Source organism: Yoonia sp. MH D7 (genome assembly GCF_054439475.1).
In genome coordinates, this window is sequence record NZ_JBTJCF010000001.1 from 735,934 (window position 1) to 750,057 (window position 14,124).

At 56.3% G+C, this 14,124-nt stretch carries 13 protein-coding genes; 8 read left to right on the plus strand and 5 right to left on the minus strand.

Annotated features, from left to right (window positions below):
* Positions 1–102 precede the first annotated feature (102 nt).
* Positions 103–816 (plus strand): sterol desaturase family protein, encoded by a 714-nt coding sequence (locus tag ACXLHR_RS03600; protein ID WP_458790165.1) that lies wholly within the window; start codon positions 103–105, stop codon positions 814–816.
* Here ACXLHR_RS03600 and kynU read toward each other — a convergent pair.
* Positions 791–1,984: a kynureninase gene (gene kynU / locus ACXLHR_RS03605; protein ID WP_458790166.1), complete on the minus strand. Its 1,194-nt coding sequence runs from the start codon at positions 1,982–1,984 to the stop codon at positions 791–793. The two genes, ACXLHR_RS03600 and kynU, sit on opposite strands and share 26 nt — an antisense overlap.
* A gap of 65 nt (positions 1,985–2,049) precedes the next feature.
* Here kynU and ACXLHR_RS03610 point away from each other — a divergent pair, with 65 nt between their 5' ends.
* The 5 genes from ACXLHR_RS03610 to msrA all read left to right on the plus strand — a co-directional run bounded on the left by ACXLHR_RS03610 (position 2,050) and on the right by msrA (position 6,827).
* Positions 2,050–2,508 carry a methyltransferase family protein gene (locus ACXLHR_RS03610; RefSeq protein ID WP_458790167.1) on the plus strand — a complete coding sequence of 153 codons (459 nt, stop codon included), beginning with the start codon at positions 2,050–2,052 and terminating at the stop codon, positions 2,506–2,508.
* Between the two features lie 107 nt (positions 2,509–2,615).
* On the plus strand, positions 2,616–4,190 hold the full coding sequence (locus ACXLHR_RS03615) for a Re/Si-specific NAD(P)(+) transhydrogenase subunit alpha (RefSeq protein ID WP_458790168.1): 1,575 nt from the start codon (positions 2,616–2,618) through the stop codon (positions 4,188–4,190).
* A gap of 12 nt (positions 4,191–4,202) precedes the next feature.
* Positions 4,203–5,627 (plus strand): NAD(P)(+) transhydrogenase (Re/Si-specific) subunit beta, encoded by a 1,425-nt coding sequence (locus ACXLHR_RS03620; RefSeq protein WP_458790169.1) that lies wholly within the window; start codon positions 4,203–4,205, stop codon positions 5,625–5,627.
* Positions 5,628–5,889: 262 nt separating this feature from the next.
* The gene (gene msrB / locus ACXLHR_RS03625) at positions 5,890–6,333 is read left to right on the plus strand and encodes a peptide-methionine (R)-S-oxide reductase MsrB (protein WP_458790170.1); all 444 of its coding nucleotides are present in this window, start codon (positions 5,890–5,892) and stop codon (positions 6,331–6,333) included.
* Entirely contained in the window at positions 6,333–6,827 is a 495-nt protein-coding gene (gene msrA, locus ACXLHR_RS03630; RefSeq protein WP_458790171.1) for a peptide-methionine (S)-S-oxide reductase MsrA, read from the plus strand. Before msrB ends, msrA begins: the two co-directional genes overlap by 1 nt.
* 102 nt (positions 6,828–6,929) lie before the next feature.
* Here the strand turns inward: msrA and ACXLHR_RS03635 are convergent, their stop codons facing one another.
* A complete protein-coding gene (locus tag ACXLHR_RS03635; protein ID WP_458790172.1) occupies positions 6,930–7,472 on the minus strand; it encodes a pseudouridine synthase in 543 nt (180 codons plus the stop codon).
* A 297-nt stretch (positions 7,473–7,769) separates the two neighbouring features.
* On the opposite strand from ACXLHR_RS03635, the gene ACXLHR_RS03640 reads away from it, so the two are divergent.
* Both ACXLHR_RS03640 and ACXLHR_RS03645 read left to right on the plus strand, forming a co-directional pair.
* On the plus strand, positions 7,770–8,939 hold the full coding sequence (locus ACXLHR_RS03640) for a type III PLP-dependent enzyme (protein ID WP_458790173.1): 1,170 nt from the start codon (positions 7,770–7,772) through the stop codon (positions 8,937–8,939).
* 126 nt (positions 8,940–9,065) lie between these two features.
* Positions 9,066–10,346: a DUF3422 family protein gene (locus tag ACXLHR_RS03645; protein WP_458790174.1), complete on the plus strand. Its 1,281-nt coding sequence runs from the start codon at positions 9,066–9,068 to the stop codon at positions 10,344–10,346.
* A gap of 7 nt (positions 10,347–10,353) precedes the next feature.
* Here the strand turns inward: ACXLHR_RS03645 and ACXLHR_RS03650 are convergent, their stop codons facing one another.
* The 3 genes from ACXLHR_RS03650 to ACXLHR_RS03660 form a co-directional block, all read right to left on the minus strand.
* Positions 10,354–11,298, minus strand: a complete 945-nt coding sequence (locus ACXLHR_RS03650) for an ABC transporter permease (RefSeq protein ID WP_458790175.1) — start codon at positions 11,296–11,298, stop codon at positions 10,354–10,356.
* Positions 11,291–12,298, minus strand: a complete 1,008-nt coding sequence (locus ACXLHR_RS03655) for an ABC transporter permease (RefSeq protein ID WP_458790176.1) — start codon at positions 12,296–12,298, stop codon at positions 11,291–11,293. The genes ACXLHR_RS03650 and ACXLHR_RS03655 overlap by 8 nt, the downstream gene beginning before the upstream one ends.
* Positions 12,299–12,392: 94 nt before the next feature.
* Complete coding sequence (locus tag ACXLHR_RS03660) at positions 12,393–14,099, minus strand: peptide ABC transporter substrate-binding protein (protein ID WP_458790177.1); 1,707 nt, start codon at positions 14,097–14,099, stop codon at positions 12,393–12,395.
* Between the last annotated feature and the right edge of the window lie 25 nt (positions 14,100–14,124).

A 14,124-nucleotide genomic window follows, 5' to 3' on the forward strand; every position in this document is an offset into this window, starting at 1 on the left:
TGCGTGAAACGCATCTTGCCAAAATCGGGCCTGCCGTAACGTTTTGATTGATTTCGATATGCGGCAGGTTGCAACATCTCCTTAACCACAAGGAGAGCCACCATGATCCCCACACTGCGCGTCCTCATGCACATGGGCACCTTGCAACGGCTCTTGCCCTTCTGGCTGATTGGCATGGGCGCTCTGATCGTCTGGTTCTCACCCATCCTGATCCTCGCAGTTATCTACGGCGCGATCATGCAATTCGTCGTCGAATACGTGATGCACAGGTTTCTGTACCACCGTGCGCCCCCCACCGAACAATCCGTTTTCAACACCCTCTACCGCAGCCACATCGGCCACCACGAATTTCCCACCAAGCCCGAGTTCTTCACAGGCGACGATCACTGGTACGCGGTGCGCTTTGGGCTGATCTCGGTCGGCGCGCACTTTCTCATCCTGTGGCCGTTCATCGGGGCCGCATGGGCGCTCTTGCTGCCCGTCACGGCCATCTTCGTCGGCTCAATCAGCGCCTTCACCTTTTATGAATTCTGCCACACCCTTGCGCACCTGCGCGTCCCCAAAGGCTGGCTCGGCGAGAAAATCACCCGTGACCACATGGCGCATCATTTCCAAGACCACCACGCGACCTTCCACGTCAGCCTTGGCATGGGCTGGATTGACACCTTGTTCGGCACACCCCACGACAGCAAAGCCGCCCGCGCGCGGTTCGACCGCAAAACCATGCTCTCGCTGGGCATGGACCCCGACGACCTGCGACTGGTCACCGCGCGCAAGGCTTATGGAGTGGCTAAGTCACCGCCGCCCGCGTCTTGAACTGCGGTTGATCCCATGTGCGATCACGCATAATCCCCGCCAAAATCGCAACAGCACGCTCAATATCGCTTTCATCCAGATACAACGGCGTCAGGCCAAAGCGAATGATATCTGGCGCACGGAAATCGCCAACCACACCCTGCGCGATCAACGCCTGCACAATCGCATAGCCCTCGGGATGCCTGAACGACACCTGCGAGCCACGCATCTGCGGGTCGCGCGGGCTGGCTAAACTCAAGTCAGGACAGCTGGCCTCGATCCCCGCAATTAACACCTCACTCAATGCAATTGAACGGGCGCGCAGCGCGTCCATGTCCGCATCGTCCCAAATATCCATCGCCGCGTCCAAAGCAGCCATCTGCAACACAGGCGGCGTGCCAACGCGCATCCGCTCGATGCCCGTACCCGCGCGGTAATCCAGATCAAACGCAAACGGCTGCGCATGGCCCAACCACCCCGACAGGGCAGGGCGCACAGTGGTCACATGACGCGGAGCCACATAAATAAACGCAGGCGCACCCGGCCCACCATTGAGATACTTATAGGTGCAGCCCACCGCAAAATCAGCATTGCAGCCCGCTAGATCAACAGGCAGCGCCCCCGCCGAATGCGCCAGATCCCAGACCGTCACGATGCCCATATCCTGCGCCGCTTTGGTCAGCGCCTTCATGTCATGCAACCGGCCCGTGCGGTAATCCACTTGGGTCAACATCAAGACCGCTACATCCTGCGACAATGCCCCCAACACATCCTCGGGATCCACCGTGCGCAACACATGACCACGCCCAAGGGTTCCGATCAGCCCTTCGGCCATATACAAATCAGACGGAAAATTGCCGGTATCAGACAAAACCACCTTACGCTCACCCGCCATATCCAACGCCGACGCCAACGCCTGATACACTTTTACCGATAGCGTATCCCCCAGCACAACATGCCCCGCTTCAGCGCCAATCAACCGGCCAATGCGGTCCCCAAGTGCAGTAGGCTGGCCCATCCAACCCGCCTTGTTCCAGCCGGTGATAAGCATATCACCCCATTCGTCAGCAACAGTGCGCGCCACCCGCGCAGCCGCAGATTTTGGCATCACCCCAAGCGAATTGCCGTCCAGATAGATCATGCCCTCTGGCAAATGAAATAGCGTCTTGGTCTTTGAAAAATCGGTCATTGTGGTCTCCTTCACCGCACCCTATTCCAGACTTAGACTATGAAAATCGGATAAGGACCAGCACAATGCGGCTCATCAAACTGATCGACATTCCACCCGTCTGGCTGGCGTTTTTTGCCGCTCTCACATGGCAGTTGGGCATCAAACAACCCTTTAACCTGTCGCTCGACTATCCCGTCACACAACTCTTAGGCGGGTTTTTGGTCGGCGGCGGCATCGTGCTAATGCTGCTGTCGTTGATGGAAATGCGTAAAAACCGTACCACAATCATCCCGCACCGCGATGCCAGCGCACTGGTCACCACGGGCATTTATAAACGGTCGCGCAACCCAATTTATCTGGCGGACGTGATGATCCTCGCCGGACTGGCGCTGCGCTGGAACGCGCCGCTTGCGCTGGTCCTTGTGCCGGTCTTTGTCTGGATCATTGAGCGGCGTTTCATCGTGCCAGAGGAAAACATGCTACGGCGCAAATTCAGGGCCGATTTTGCCCGCTACGCGGAAAAGACACGGCGTTGGGTTTAAATAACGCGCTAACATAAGTATTGAAATTTCATCCCGCTAGATGCTTGTGAAATAAAAAGTTGCGAGGTAGGCAGTATTCACTGCAAAATCGCGCAAGGGGGAATTCGATGAAAATCGGTACACCAAAAGAAACTTATCCTGGTGAGACACGTGTGGCAATGACGCCCGCTTCCGCCAAGGATCTGCAAAAACTCGGATACGACTGCGTTATCGAATCCGGTGCAGGCAAGGCCGCTGGGTTCAGCGACCAATCTTATATCGACGCAGGGGTCAATGTCGTGAAAACGGGCGTTGCTCTGTTCAAAGCGGCGGATATCATCGCCAAGGTGCGCCCACCTTCGGACGCAGAGACCAAGCGGCTCGTGGAAGGGCAAACGCTGATCTCGTTCTTCTATCCTGCCCAAAACGAAAAACTGATGGAGCTTGCCAACAGCCGCGGCGCCACAGTGATCGCCATGGACATGGTGCCACGTATTTCGCGCGCTCAAAAAATGGACGCGCTGTCGTCAATGGCAAACATCGCAGGCTACCGCGCTGTGATCGAGGCCTCCAATAACTTTGGCCGTTTCTTCACCGGCCAGATCACCGCTGCTGGCAAAGTGCCACCCGCCAAGGTGCTGGTTGTGGGGGCAGGGGTCGCAGGGCTCGCGGCTATCGGCACAGCCACATCGCTGGGTGCCATTACCTACGCATTTGACGTGCGGCCAGAAGTGGCAGAGCAAGTCGAGAGCATGGGCGCCGAGTTTGTGTTCCTTGATTTCAAAGAAGAACAGGCCGACGGCGCCGCAACAGGTGGATACGCAGCAGTGTCTTCCCCTGAATTTTCCGCCGCACAGCTCGCGAAATTCCGCGAAATTGCGCCAGATATGGACATTGTGATTACCACTGCGCTGATCCCGGGACGCGACGCACCAGAGCTGTGGACCAAAGACATGGTCGACAGCATGAAGCCCGGATCGGTCATCATCGACCTCGCGGCTGAACGTGGCGGTAACTGCAAGCTGACCGTGATGGACGAAAAAATCGTCACCGACAACGGCGTCACAATCATCGGCTACACCGACTTCCCCTCGCGCATGGCGGCCCAGTCCTCCACGCTTTATTCCACCAACATCCGTCACATGATGACCGACCTGACCCCTGCCAAAGACGGCAAGCCAGTGCATAACATGGAAGACGACGTGATCCGTGGCGCCACTGCAACTCATGGCGGCGAAATCACCTTCCCGCCACCAAAGCCGAAAATCGCAGCCATCGCGGCCGTGGCTAAAAAGCCCGCGCCAAAAGAGCTGACATTGGTCGAAAAACGCGCAGCCGAGACCGCGGCGTTCAAACTGCAAACCCGTAATCAGGTGGGCCTGCTTGCTATTGGCGGTATCGTGTTGCTGGGGATCGGTCTCGTGGCACCTGCAAGCTTTATGCAGCACTTCATCGTGTTTGTGCTTTCGGTCTTCATCGGCTTCCAAGTGATATGGGGCGTAGCACATTCGCTCCATACTCCGCTCATGGCGGTGACCAACGCGATCTCTTCGATCATCATTCTGGGTGCATTGGTACAAGTCGGATCAGGGTCGTTTCTCGTGATCATTCTTGCATCGCTCGCGATCTTTATGACCGGTATCAACATCTTCGGGGGTTTCCTCGTGACACGGCGTATGCTCGCCATGTTCCAGAAATCTTAAGGGGTTAGCGAAATGGAATACGGATTTACAACAGCGGCCTACGTGGTCGCAGCCGTCCTCTTCATCCTCTCCTTGGGCGGATTATCAGGACAAGAAAGCGCAAAACGCGCAGTGTGGTACGGTATCGCGGGCATGGGGCTTGCGGTCGCCGCAACGCTCATCGGACCGGCATCAGGGCTCTGGCTCTTGTCGCTGATCCTCATCGCAGGTGGCGGGGCTATCGGTTATCAACTAGCCACAAAAGTCCAGATGACCCAAATGCCGGAACTGGTCGCAGCGATGCACAGCCTTGTGGGGTTGGCAGCGGTTTTTGTCGGCTACATCGCCCACTTTGAAATTGCCAATGTCTTAAATGACAGCACCAACGATCTTGGCATATTTGCAGCGATGATCGCTCATAAAACACCAGTGGAAATCAACATCCTGCGGGTTGAATTGTTCCTTGGCGTATTTATTGGCGCGATTACCTTTACGGGGTCGGTTATTGCTTATGGCAAACTTGCGGGCCGCGTGAAATCCACCGCTGAAAAACTGCCTGGCGGGCATATGCTCAACATCGCAGCGGCGGCAATCTCGGTGATTTCGCTGGTCTGGTATTTCAATACCGGCGGGTTGGTCCCACTGGCATTGATGACCTTGGCGGCACTGTTCATCGGCTATCACCTGATCATGGGCATCGGCGGCGCGGATATGCCCGTCGTCGTCTCGATGCTCAATTCCTACTCGGGTTGGGCGGCTGCGGCGATTGGCTTCTCCCTCGGCAATGATCTGTTGATCGTGGTCGGCGCATTGGTCGGCTCGTCGGGCGCAATCCTGTCTTACATCATGTGCAAAGCGATGAACCGCTCGTTCATCTCTGTGATCTTGGGCGGCTTTGGCGGCCCAGCGGGCGAGCAAATGGCCGTTGAGGGCGAACAAATCGCCATCGACGCAGACGGTGTTGCCGCTGCCCTGAACGAGGCCGATAGCGTGGTCATCATTCCGGGTTACGGCATGGCCGTGGCACAAGCCCAGCAATCGGTGGCAGAACTGGTGCGCAAACTGCGCGCACAGGGCAAGACCGTACGCTTTGCGATCCACCCTGTTGCAGGTCGCTTGCCGGGTCACATGAACGTGCTGCTGGCCGAGGCCAAAGTGCCCTACGACATCGTTATGGAAATGGACGAAATCAACGACGATTTCCCCAAAACCGACGTGGCGATTGTGATCGGGTCCAACGACATCGTGAACCCTGCGGCGCAGGACGATCCAAACTCGCCCATCGCAGGCATGCCGGTTCTTGAATGCTGGAAAGCGAAACAAGTGTTCGTCTCCAAACGCGGCCAAGGCACAGGATATTCGGGCATCGAAAACCCGCTGTTCTACAAAGAAAACACGCGCATGTTCTACGGCGATGCGAAAAAATCCCTCGACGAGTTGTTGCCGAAAATCGACTAACTCAGCGAGACAAAAAATCAGGGCCGCGCAACTTGCGTGGCCCTTTTTACATGCACAGGCTGCGTAGTGTCTCCAAATTTAATGCATTCACATCTTTTCCGGATCGCACTCCCCAGCAGGCAGCATCCCGGCCTCCCGACTTTTGCACCTGCGCCTAAAACGAAACGCTCACCCGTTTGTGACAAACGTTTCAAAAGTCTGGAAATCTATGCATGTCGTGGCTATCTAGCGATCAACATCAGCTGTCCACAGGAGCCGCGACATGACATATGCCAAAACCCAAGCCGCCATCGACAAACTGACCCCCGAACAATTCCGTGTCACACAGCAAAACGGTACTGAGCGGGCAGGGACAGGCCCGCTGAATGACAACGATGCGGCCGGTATCTACGTGGATATCGTGTCAGGCGAGCCGCTGTTCGCTTCATCGGATAAATTCTCGTCAGAATGCGGCTGGCCCAGCTTCACCAAACCCATCGTGACCGAATATGTGACCGAACACGAAGACGGCGGCTTTGGCATGGTGCGCACCGAAGTCCGTTCCAAACACGGCGATAGCCACCTCGGCCACGTCTTCACCGACGGCCCCCGCGACAAAGGCGGGCTGCGCTACTGCATCAACTCTGCCAGCCTGCGCTTTATCGCAAAAGACGCGATGGAAGACGAAGGTTACGGCGAATTCATCCCGCAAGTGGAGGGGAAATAATGACCGAACGCGCAATTTTTGCAGGCGGCTGCTTTTGGGGCATGCAAGACCTGATCCGGAAACTGCCCGGCGTGACCGCAACCGGCGTGGGCTACACCGGCGGCGACGTTGACCATGCCACCTATAAAAACCATGGCACCCACGCCGAAGGGATCGAGATCACCTTTGATCCAGCCAAAACCAGCTACCGGACACTGCTTGAATTCTTCTTTCAAATTCACGACCCGACGACGCAGGACCGGCAAGGCAATGATCGCGGCGCGTCCTACCGCTCTGCGATCTACACGCTGAACGACGCACAGCGCGACGAGGCGCTCAATACGATTGCCGACGTCGACGCCTCGGGTCTCTGGCCTGCCAAAGTCGTGACAGAAGTAGAACCCGCTAACGCTTTCTGGGAGGCTGAACCAGAACACCAAGACTATCTGGAACGGCTGCCAAACGGCTATACCTGCCACTTTATCCGCCCCGACTGGGTGCTGCCAAAACGGTAGGCTACAACCTAGATAGGGACGTCCCCCGCACAACGCGGGGGGCAACTCCAGCCCGTCTTTGACAGCCTGTCCCGCTTATCGCAGTCAGAGATCTGTCGCCGGTTAGGCCTCGATCCACGCGCCGCTTTGAATACCATCCAACGTCCAGTTACCCACGCGCCAGCGCACCAGTCGCAAAGTCGGAAATCCGATATGGGCGGTCATGCGGCGGACCTGACGGTTCCGGCCTTCGGAAATCGTCACCGTAATCCACGCATCCGGCACCGTCTTACGAAACCGCACCGGCGGGTCGCGCGGCCACAGGTCAGGCGGGTCCATCAGCGCCACTTGGGCAGGCAAGGTCAATCCGTCTTTCAACGTGACCCCATCACGCAATGGCTGCAAATCGGCGTCCGTAGGCGCGCCTTCCACCTGCACATAATAGGTCTTGGACATCTTGTGCTTTGGGTCCGAAATGCGGGCCTGCAATGCGCCGTCATCGGTCAGCACCAGCAGCCCCTCGCTATCACGGTCCAGACGCCCCGCAGGATAAACCTGCGGCACATCAACGTAGGCCGACAAGGTCGGGCGGGCGCTGGGGCTCTTCACATCGGTGAACTGCGACAAGACGCCAAATGGTTTATTAAGTAAAATCAGCTTGGACATAGGGTGATTTTAGCGCGCCGCACGCCTTTGCTCCAGCCCCAATATGCAAGACGGAAAGAAGACGCCCGCAAGACGCAATAAAGAGCGCAAAAAACTAATTTCAACCAAGTGATATTTGCTCTTGCACGAATCCACCAATAGCCTAAATGAGCGTTTCATAGAAGCCAACGCACGCACCTCTGACCCTGTGACAGTCATCACTTGTTTACGTAGCGACGGTAACTTCTCCCTTGGAACTGAGCGGTCTCGTGTTAGGGTTGTATCCCACACAATGGCCGGGTCTACTGGAGATTATAGATGACTGTTGAGACAATTGCTGCCACAGGGCAACTTCACGAAAATCATTCCCGTCTGGACACTTACTGTGCGGCCAATACGTTTGACCGCCCGACACTTGTGATCGACGTGGACCGCGTCGAGGCACAATATCACGCCCTCAAGGCAGGGCTTGGTCACGCCGACATTCACTACGCTGTGAAGGCGAACCCCGCCGAAGAAATCATCGCGCGTCTTGTAAAGCTCGGCTCGCATTTTGATGCAGCCTCCAAGGCGGAAATAGAGTTGTGTCTTAAACACGGCGCCGACCCCGTCGACGTGTCATTTGGCAATACCGTGAAGCGGTCGACAGACATCGCGTGGGCCCATGCCCAAGGGATCACGCTTTATTCTGCTGATGCTGAGGAAGAGCTTGAAAAGATTGCTATTTCCGCGCCCGGCGCACAGGTTTATATTCGCCTGATTGTTGAAATCTCCCAAGCCGACTGGCCGCTATCGCGCAAATTCGGCTGCGATGCGCCAACGGCAATTCGTCTGTTAAGTTATGCAAAGTCCCTTGGGTTACACCCCATCGGGTTCTCTTTCCACGTAGGCTCACAAACCCGCAAAGCGGCGATGTGGGGGCCGTCTTTGGACGCATTGGCTGAAATCTGGCACGCCGCAAAAGCGGCGGGTCACGACCTGACCTTGCTGAATATCGGTGGCGGGTTTCCTGCGTTTTACGGCGAAACCATCGAGGCTCCTACCGCCTATGCCTCTGCTGTGATGGAACAAATCACCTCGCGCTTTGGCGATGTGCCGCGCATTATGGCAGAACCTGGCCGCGGCTTGGTCGCTGAATCCGGTGTTATCGTTTCCGAAGTTCTGCTGGTCTCGCGCAAATCCGACCGTGATATGCACCGCTGGGTGTACCTCGACATTGGCCGTTTTTCCGGCCTTGCCGAAACCGAGGGCGAGGCGATCCGTTACCAGTTTGAGACCCCGCGCGACGGCGACCCCACAGGCCCCTGCATCATGGCTGGACCATCGTGCGACAGTGCCGACGTGCTATATGAAAAACGCCCGATGCTGCTGCCAATCAGCTTGCGCGCAGGCGACCGCGTTTTGATCCGCAACACAGGTGCATATACCTCGACATATTCATCCGTTTGCTTCAACGGCTTCCCTCCGCTGGCCGTGGTTGTGATCTAAAACAATCAGTTAGCGGCGCACTGTATACCAATGTGTGCCGCTAACCATTTCAAATATAACGATATTTCTTTACAGATGGCGCTGTGTGCGTAGAATGGCGGAAACGCTCATCACGCAGGTTCCGCCATGTCCCCAATCAACGATCACCCGCTGCGCTATGCTCTGGCCAACGAGCTGCATGCGCGCCCGTTTCCGAAATTAAGTGCGCCTGCACGTGCGGCATATCTTGCGATGAAGCCTGCCAAAAATGCGGCATCACGGGATCGCGCCGCCGATCGCGCCCATCTGATCAACCTGCTTGATCGTTACGGCGCGCCCCATCCACAGCCTGACGCGACCCATTATTCCGGCCAGATCGGCAAGCATATGTTGAAGTGGGAAAGTCACACCGAATTTGTGACTTATACCGTGTTTGGCAAAGGCAATGCGCAGACGCCTTTTGACTTAAACACGTTTAGTATTTTCCCCGAAGACTGGCTTGCGACTGCGCCTGGTGTGAGGGTGACAAGCGCGTTGATCCGGATTGAGAAACATGATGGCGACGTCGGGATTATCGAAAAGGCGAATGACTGGTTTGTGCCGGAAAGCCTCGCAATATCAAGGGTTTTGGACGACGAGTTGATTATTGCGAGCGATTTCCGCATCGATCCTGCGGGTCATTTGCGCATGGCTGTTTTTGCGCGATCCTCGACGGGGGAACAGCGGATCGGGCGGGTTTTACAGCGGCTTTGCGAGATCGAGACTTACAAAGCGATGGGCATGTTGGGGCTGGCTGCAGCGCATAAACTGTCACCGGTCATGGGCACGATTGACGGTCAGGTGTCGCGCTTGATCGCCGACCTGAACAGCGACGATGTATTACCTGATCAGACGCTGAAACAATTGCTCACGATCTCTGCAGAGTTAGAGAATATCGTGGCACAGACTGCCTATCGTTTTGGCGCGACGGGGGCCTATGAGACCATCGTGAACCAGCGTATTTCTGTGCTGCGCGAAGAGCGGTTTATGGGACGTCAGACATTTGCCGAATTTATGATGCGCCGTTTTGATCCTGCAATGCGCACTGTCGAATCGACGCAAGCCCGCCTGCGCAGCCTGTCGGACCGTGCGCTGCGGGCGGGCGATTTGTTGCGCACACGGGTGGACGTTGAACGCTCTGCGCAGAACCAGTCCTTGTTGACCAGCATGGACGCACGCGCGGATCAACAGTTGCGTTTGCAGCAGACTGTCGAGGGACTATCCGTGGTTGCCATCAGCTATTACGCGGTGAGCCTCGCGCTTTATGTGCTTGGCCCGCTTGAGAAAACCTACGGGATCAGCAAGGTCTATATTGCGTCAGGCGTCACGCCTGTTGTGTTGATTTTGGTGTGGTTGATGATCCGGCGGATACACCGCCAGATACATTAAAGCGTTTCTAGAGACCGCGAATACGCGGGTCCAGCGCGTCGCGGAGCCCGTCACCGATGTAGTTGACCGATAGCACGGTCAGCGAGATCGCGAGTCCCGGCCAGATCACCCGTTCTGGAAAGGCAGTCATGCGGTCGACGCTGTCAAACAGGATCTTGCCCCATGTCGGGAAATCGGATGGGAAACCCAGACCAAGGAACGACAATGCGCTTTCGGTGATGATCGCCGTCGCGAGCCCAAGGGTCGCTGACACCATAATCGGGGACAGCACGTTAGGCAGCAAATGCCGCGTGATAATACGACGCGCAGGGGTCCCGATGGAACGCGCTGCCAGCACAAATTCGCGTTCCTTAATCGCCAGAACATCGCCGCGCACAATGCGCGCCGTTTGCATCCATGACGTGATGCCGATGCCTGTGACGATCAAGATGAAAATACCTTGCTCTGGACCGAATGCGGCGCGCAGCGGATCGCGAAACAGCAGCATCATGACCAGCAAAAGCGGCAGCAAGGGCAGGGCGAGTACTAGGTCGGTGAAACGCATCAGGATGCCGTCCAGACGTTTGAAATAGCCCGCGACGACACCAACTGTCGTGCCGATCAGCAGCGCCAAAATCATTGCGGTCCAGCCGACGGCAAGCGAGATCCGCCCGCCTTGCATTATGTTGGCCATAATGTCGCGGCCAAGGTTATCGGACCCCATCGGATTGGCCCAGCTGATCTTTGCGCCGCTATCAAACAACCCCATATAGATCGGACGGATGTCCTTGCTGCGGATGTTCAGCTTGCCGGGGTCCACGTCCCAGAGCACGGGGCCGATTGCGCAAAACAGCGTGATGAATGTCAGGAAAAACAGACCAAAAACCGCCCCCTTATGGGTTTTGAACTGGTCCCAGACGTCGAGCCATTGATTGCGCGGTTTTGCGTTCAGTTCCATCGTTTTATCAGTCATAGCGGATCCTCGGATCAAGCACGCCGTAAAGAATATCGGCAATCAGGTTCATCAACACAATCAGCACGGCCAAAAGGAATGTAATTGTCATAACCATCGGAATATCATTGCCTTGCAGCGCGATAATCAGCAACTGGCCTAACCCGTTTACCTTGAAAATCTGCTCGGTGATGATCGCCCCTCCAAAGATCGTGGGGATACCAAGTGCGATCACGGTGACCACGGGGATCATCGAGTTGCGCAGCACGTGGCGCATGACGACAACGCTTTCGGTCATGCCCTTTGCACGCGCGGTGCGCACATAGTCCTGTCCAAGATTATCGAGCATCGAGGCCCGCATGTAGCGGCTGACTTGGGCGGTGGTTTGCAGTGCCAACACCAACACCGGCATGATCATCTGCTTGAGTTGGAATACAAAGGTGCTCCATGAATTGACCACATGTGTGGTGTCGTAGATCGAGGGCAACCACTTGAGTTGCACAGAGAATATGACGATCAGGACAACACCGCTAAAGAATGGTGGCACCGAGAACCCGATCATCGACACAAAGGTGCCAGCTTGGTCAAATACCGAATATTGCCGGTAGGCCGAGATGATTCCGATAGGGAGTGCGATCAACACGCCGACAACGTAAGACATGCCCACAACCCATAGGGTTTGCGGTAACCGCTGTGCGATGGTGTCAAAAACGGGTCCACGCGATTGGAACGAGATGATCCGCTGCGCGCCGTCGGCAAAGTTGGTCCCCAAAGCACTGTCGATCCAGTACTGCGGCTCAACGAAAAAGAACTGTTTGAGCCAGAGGGGGAACCTGATCCACCACGGCTCGCCCAGACCAAGGGCAAGGCGCATCTTTTCTTTGACCTCTGGCGGGATCGTCAACGGCATCTGCGCCATTGGATCGCCTGGCGCTAATTCAAGCAGCATAAAGATCACAAAAGCGATGAACAAAAGCGTCGGGATCGATAGCAACAACCTGCGTATGGTGAAGGTGAGCATGTGTGGGCGCCTTAGATAATAGCTTGTTGCAGGTGAAGGGCAGGGGAACCTGCCCTTCGATTCTGTATAGGATGGGTTTTAACCCATCACGCAATTACTCTGCGCGGTACCAGTCGGCTACGTTCCATAGCTCGCTGTCCCATGTGTTCAGGATCACACCGCCAAGAGTGTTGGACTTTGCCGAGACACGACCACGATCAACCAGCGGCACGATTGTCATCGTGTCGCGTGTGACCATGTTGTTCATTTCGCGGGCCAAGTCGCCACGCGCGTCGATATCCGCTGTGGATCCCAACTCGTCGATCAGCGCGTCATAGGCCGGATCGCAGAAACGGTTGATGTTTTCACCCTGCCACTGGCTTTCAGGGCGTGGTTCGCGACCGCACTGATACGCCGAAAGATAGGCTTGTGGGTCGGTGCCATCGAAGTTGTTGGCATACATTTCAACGTCTGCATAGAAACGCTGGAACGTGTCAGGGGATCCGGGATCGCCGCCAAAGAACACAGAACCGTCGATGTTGCGCAATTCGGTTTCAACACCGATTTCGGACCACCATTCTTTGATCAGCGCCTGGAAATCCTGACGCACGGCGTTTGTCGATGACTGGAACAGGATGTTCAGCTCAACACCGTCTTTGTCGCGGATGCCGTTGCCGTTTGTGTCGGTCCAGCCCGCGCCTTCAAGCAATGCTTTTGCGCCTTCGATATCCTGCACAAGACAGCCTGTGTTATCGGTCGAGGCATAGATTTCAGGACCGGGAACGAGGTTACAGGTCGGGCGACCCGCTTGGCCGTAGCCCACTTCAGTCAACAACTCACGGTCGATTGCCATGGAGAGTGCGTGGCGCACGTCGAATTCCGACAGGAACGGGTGCGGGTGCATCACAGTTGCCCGCTCGCCCTCGGGCAAGTCTGGCGACGGGTTGGTCAGGTTCATTTCCAGACGCTCGACCAATGTGCCGAATGCGGAAATTGGTGTGCCGACACCGGCTTCTGCCATCGACGCAATCACGTCCGGTGCCAGTTGCAGGTTCCACGCATAATCGAATTCGCCGGTTTCCAGCACGGCACGGCCCGCTGCAGTCGCGTCGCCGCCACCTTTCAGGGTCAGTGTCGCGAACGCAGGCTTTGCCGGATCGCGGAAGTTCTGGTTGGCTTCCATCTGGATCACGTCATTGGTGCGGAAATCCGTCACAACAAATGGCCCTGTGCCGATAGGCATAAAGTTCGCATCGGTACATTCTGGCGCTTTGGCACCAAGGCATTCCGCAAATTGCGCCGCTTGCAAAATTGGCGACTGGTTACCACTGAACGGGCCGTAGGGGTTTGGCTTAGGGCTGTCAAAGGTGACTTTTACCGTCTGCGCGTCGATTTCTTCGACCGATTGCACGCCTTCGAATTTTGCCGCCTGCGCACAGCCGCCTTCGGGGTCCATGCAGTACTTTGCAGTGAACACGAGGTCGGCCGATGTCACGGGCGTGCCGTCAGACCACAACAGCCCTGCCGACAATTTCCATGTGATCGAAGTCAGATCTTCTGAGATGCCGCCGTTGGCTACGGTTGGCACTTCATCAACAAGATATGGCACAAGCGCGCCGGACTCGTTGTAGCGTGCAAGTGGCTCTAAGACTATGGACGCCGCCTCTAGGTCTTTGGTTCCGCCCGACAAATAGGGGTTCATGATGGATGGCGCTTGCCAATAGATGATGTTGAGTTGGCCGTCGCTGCCACGCTCTGCCATCGCCACAGGGGCAAAGGCAAGAGAGGCAACTGCGCCCATCAATACTGTCTTCATTTTCATTTTTATTCTCCTTGTTGGTGCTCTT

What these genes read in the sequence shown, in the direction of transcription:
- ACXLHR_RS03610 (WP_458790167.1), top strand. Translation starts at nt 2,050, where the DNA reads ATGCGGCTCATCAAACTGATCGACATTCCACCCGTCTGGCTGGCGTTT.
- ACXLHR_RS03615 (WP_458790168.1), top strand. Translation starts at nt 2,616, where the DNA reads ATGAAAATCGGTACACCAAAAGAAACTTATCCTGGTGAGACACGTGTG.
- ACXLHR_RS03650 (WP_458790175.1), bottom strand. Translation starts at nt 11,298, where the DNA reads ATGACTGATAAAACGATGGAACTGAACGCAAAACCGCGCAATCAATGG.
- ACXLHR_RS03600 (WP_458790165.1), top strand. Translation starts at nt 103, where the DNA reads ATGATCCCCACACTGCGCGTCCTCATGCACATGGGCACCTTGCAACGG.
- ACXLHR_RS03640 (WP_458790173.1), top strand. Translation starts at nt 7,770, where the DNA reads ATGACTGTTGAGACAATTGCTGCCACAGGGCAACTTCACGAAAATCAT.
- ACXLHR_RS03635 (WP_458790172.1), bottom strand. Translation starts at nt 7,472, where the DNA reads ATGTCCAAGCTGATTTTACTTAATAAACCATTTGGCGTCTTGTCGCAG.
- ACXLHR_RS03655 (WP_458790176.1), bottom strand. Translation starts at nt 12,298, where the DNA reads ATGCTCACCTTCACCATACGCAGGTTGTTGCTATCGATCCCGACGCTT.
- ACXLHR_RS03660 (WP_458790177.1), bottom strand. Translation starts at nt 14,099, where the DNA reads ATGAAAATGAAGACAGTATTGATGGGCGCAGTTGCCTCTCTTGCCTTT.
- msrA (WP_458790171.1), top strand. Translation starts at nt 6,333, where the DNA reads ATGACCGAACGCGCAATTTTTGCAGGCGGCTGCTTTTGGGGCATGCAA.
- ACXLHR_RS03645 (WP_458790174.1), top strand. Translation starts at nt 9,066, where the DNA reads ATGTCCCCAATCAACGATCACCCGCTGCGCTATGCTCTGGCCAACGAG.
- msrB (WP_458790170.1), top strand. Translation starts at nt 5,890, where the DNA reads ATGACATATGCCAAAACCCAAGCCGCCATCGACAAACTGACCCCCGAA.
- kynU (WP_458790166.1), bottom strand. Translation starts at nt 1,984, where the DNA reads ATGACCGATTTTTCAAAGACCAAGACGCTATTTCATTTGCCAGAGGGC.
- ACXLHR_RS03620 (WP_458790169.1), top strand. Translation starts at nt 4,203, where the DNA reads ATGGAATACGGATTTACAACAGCGGCCTACGTGGTCGCAGCCGTCCTC.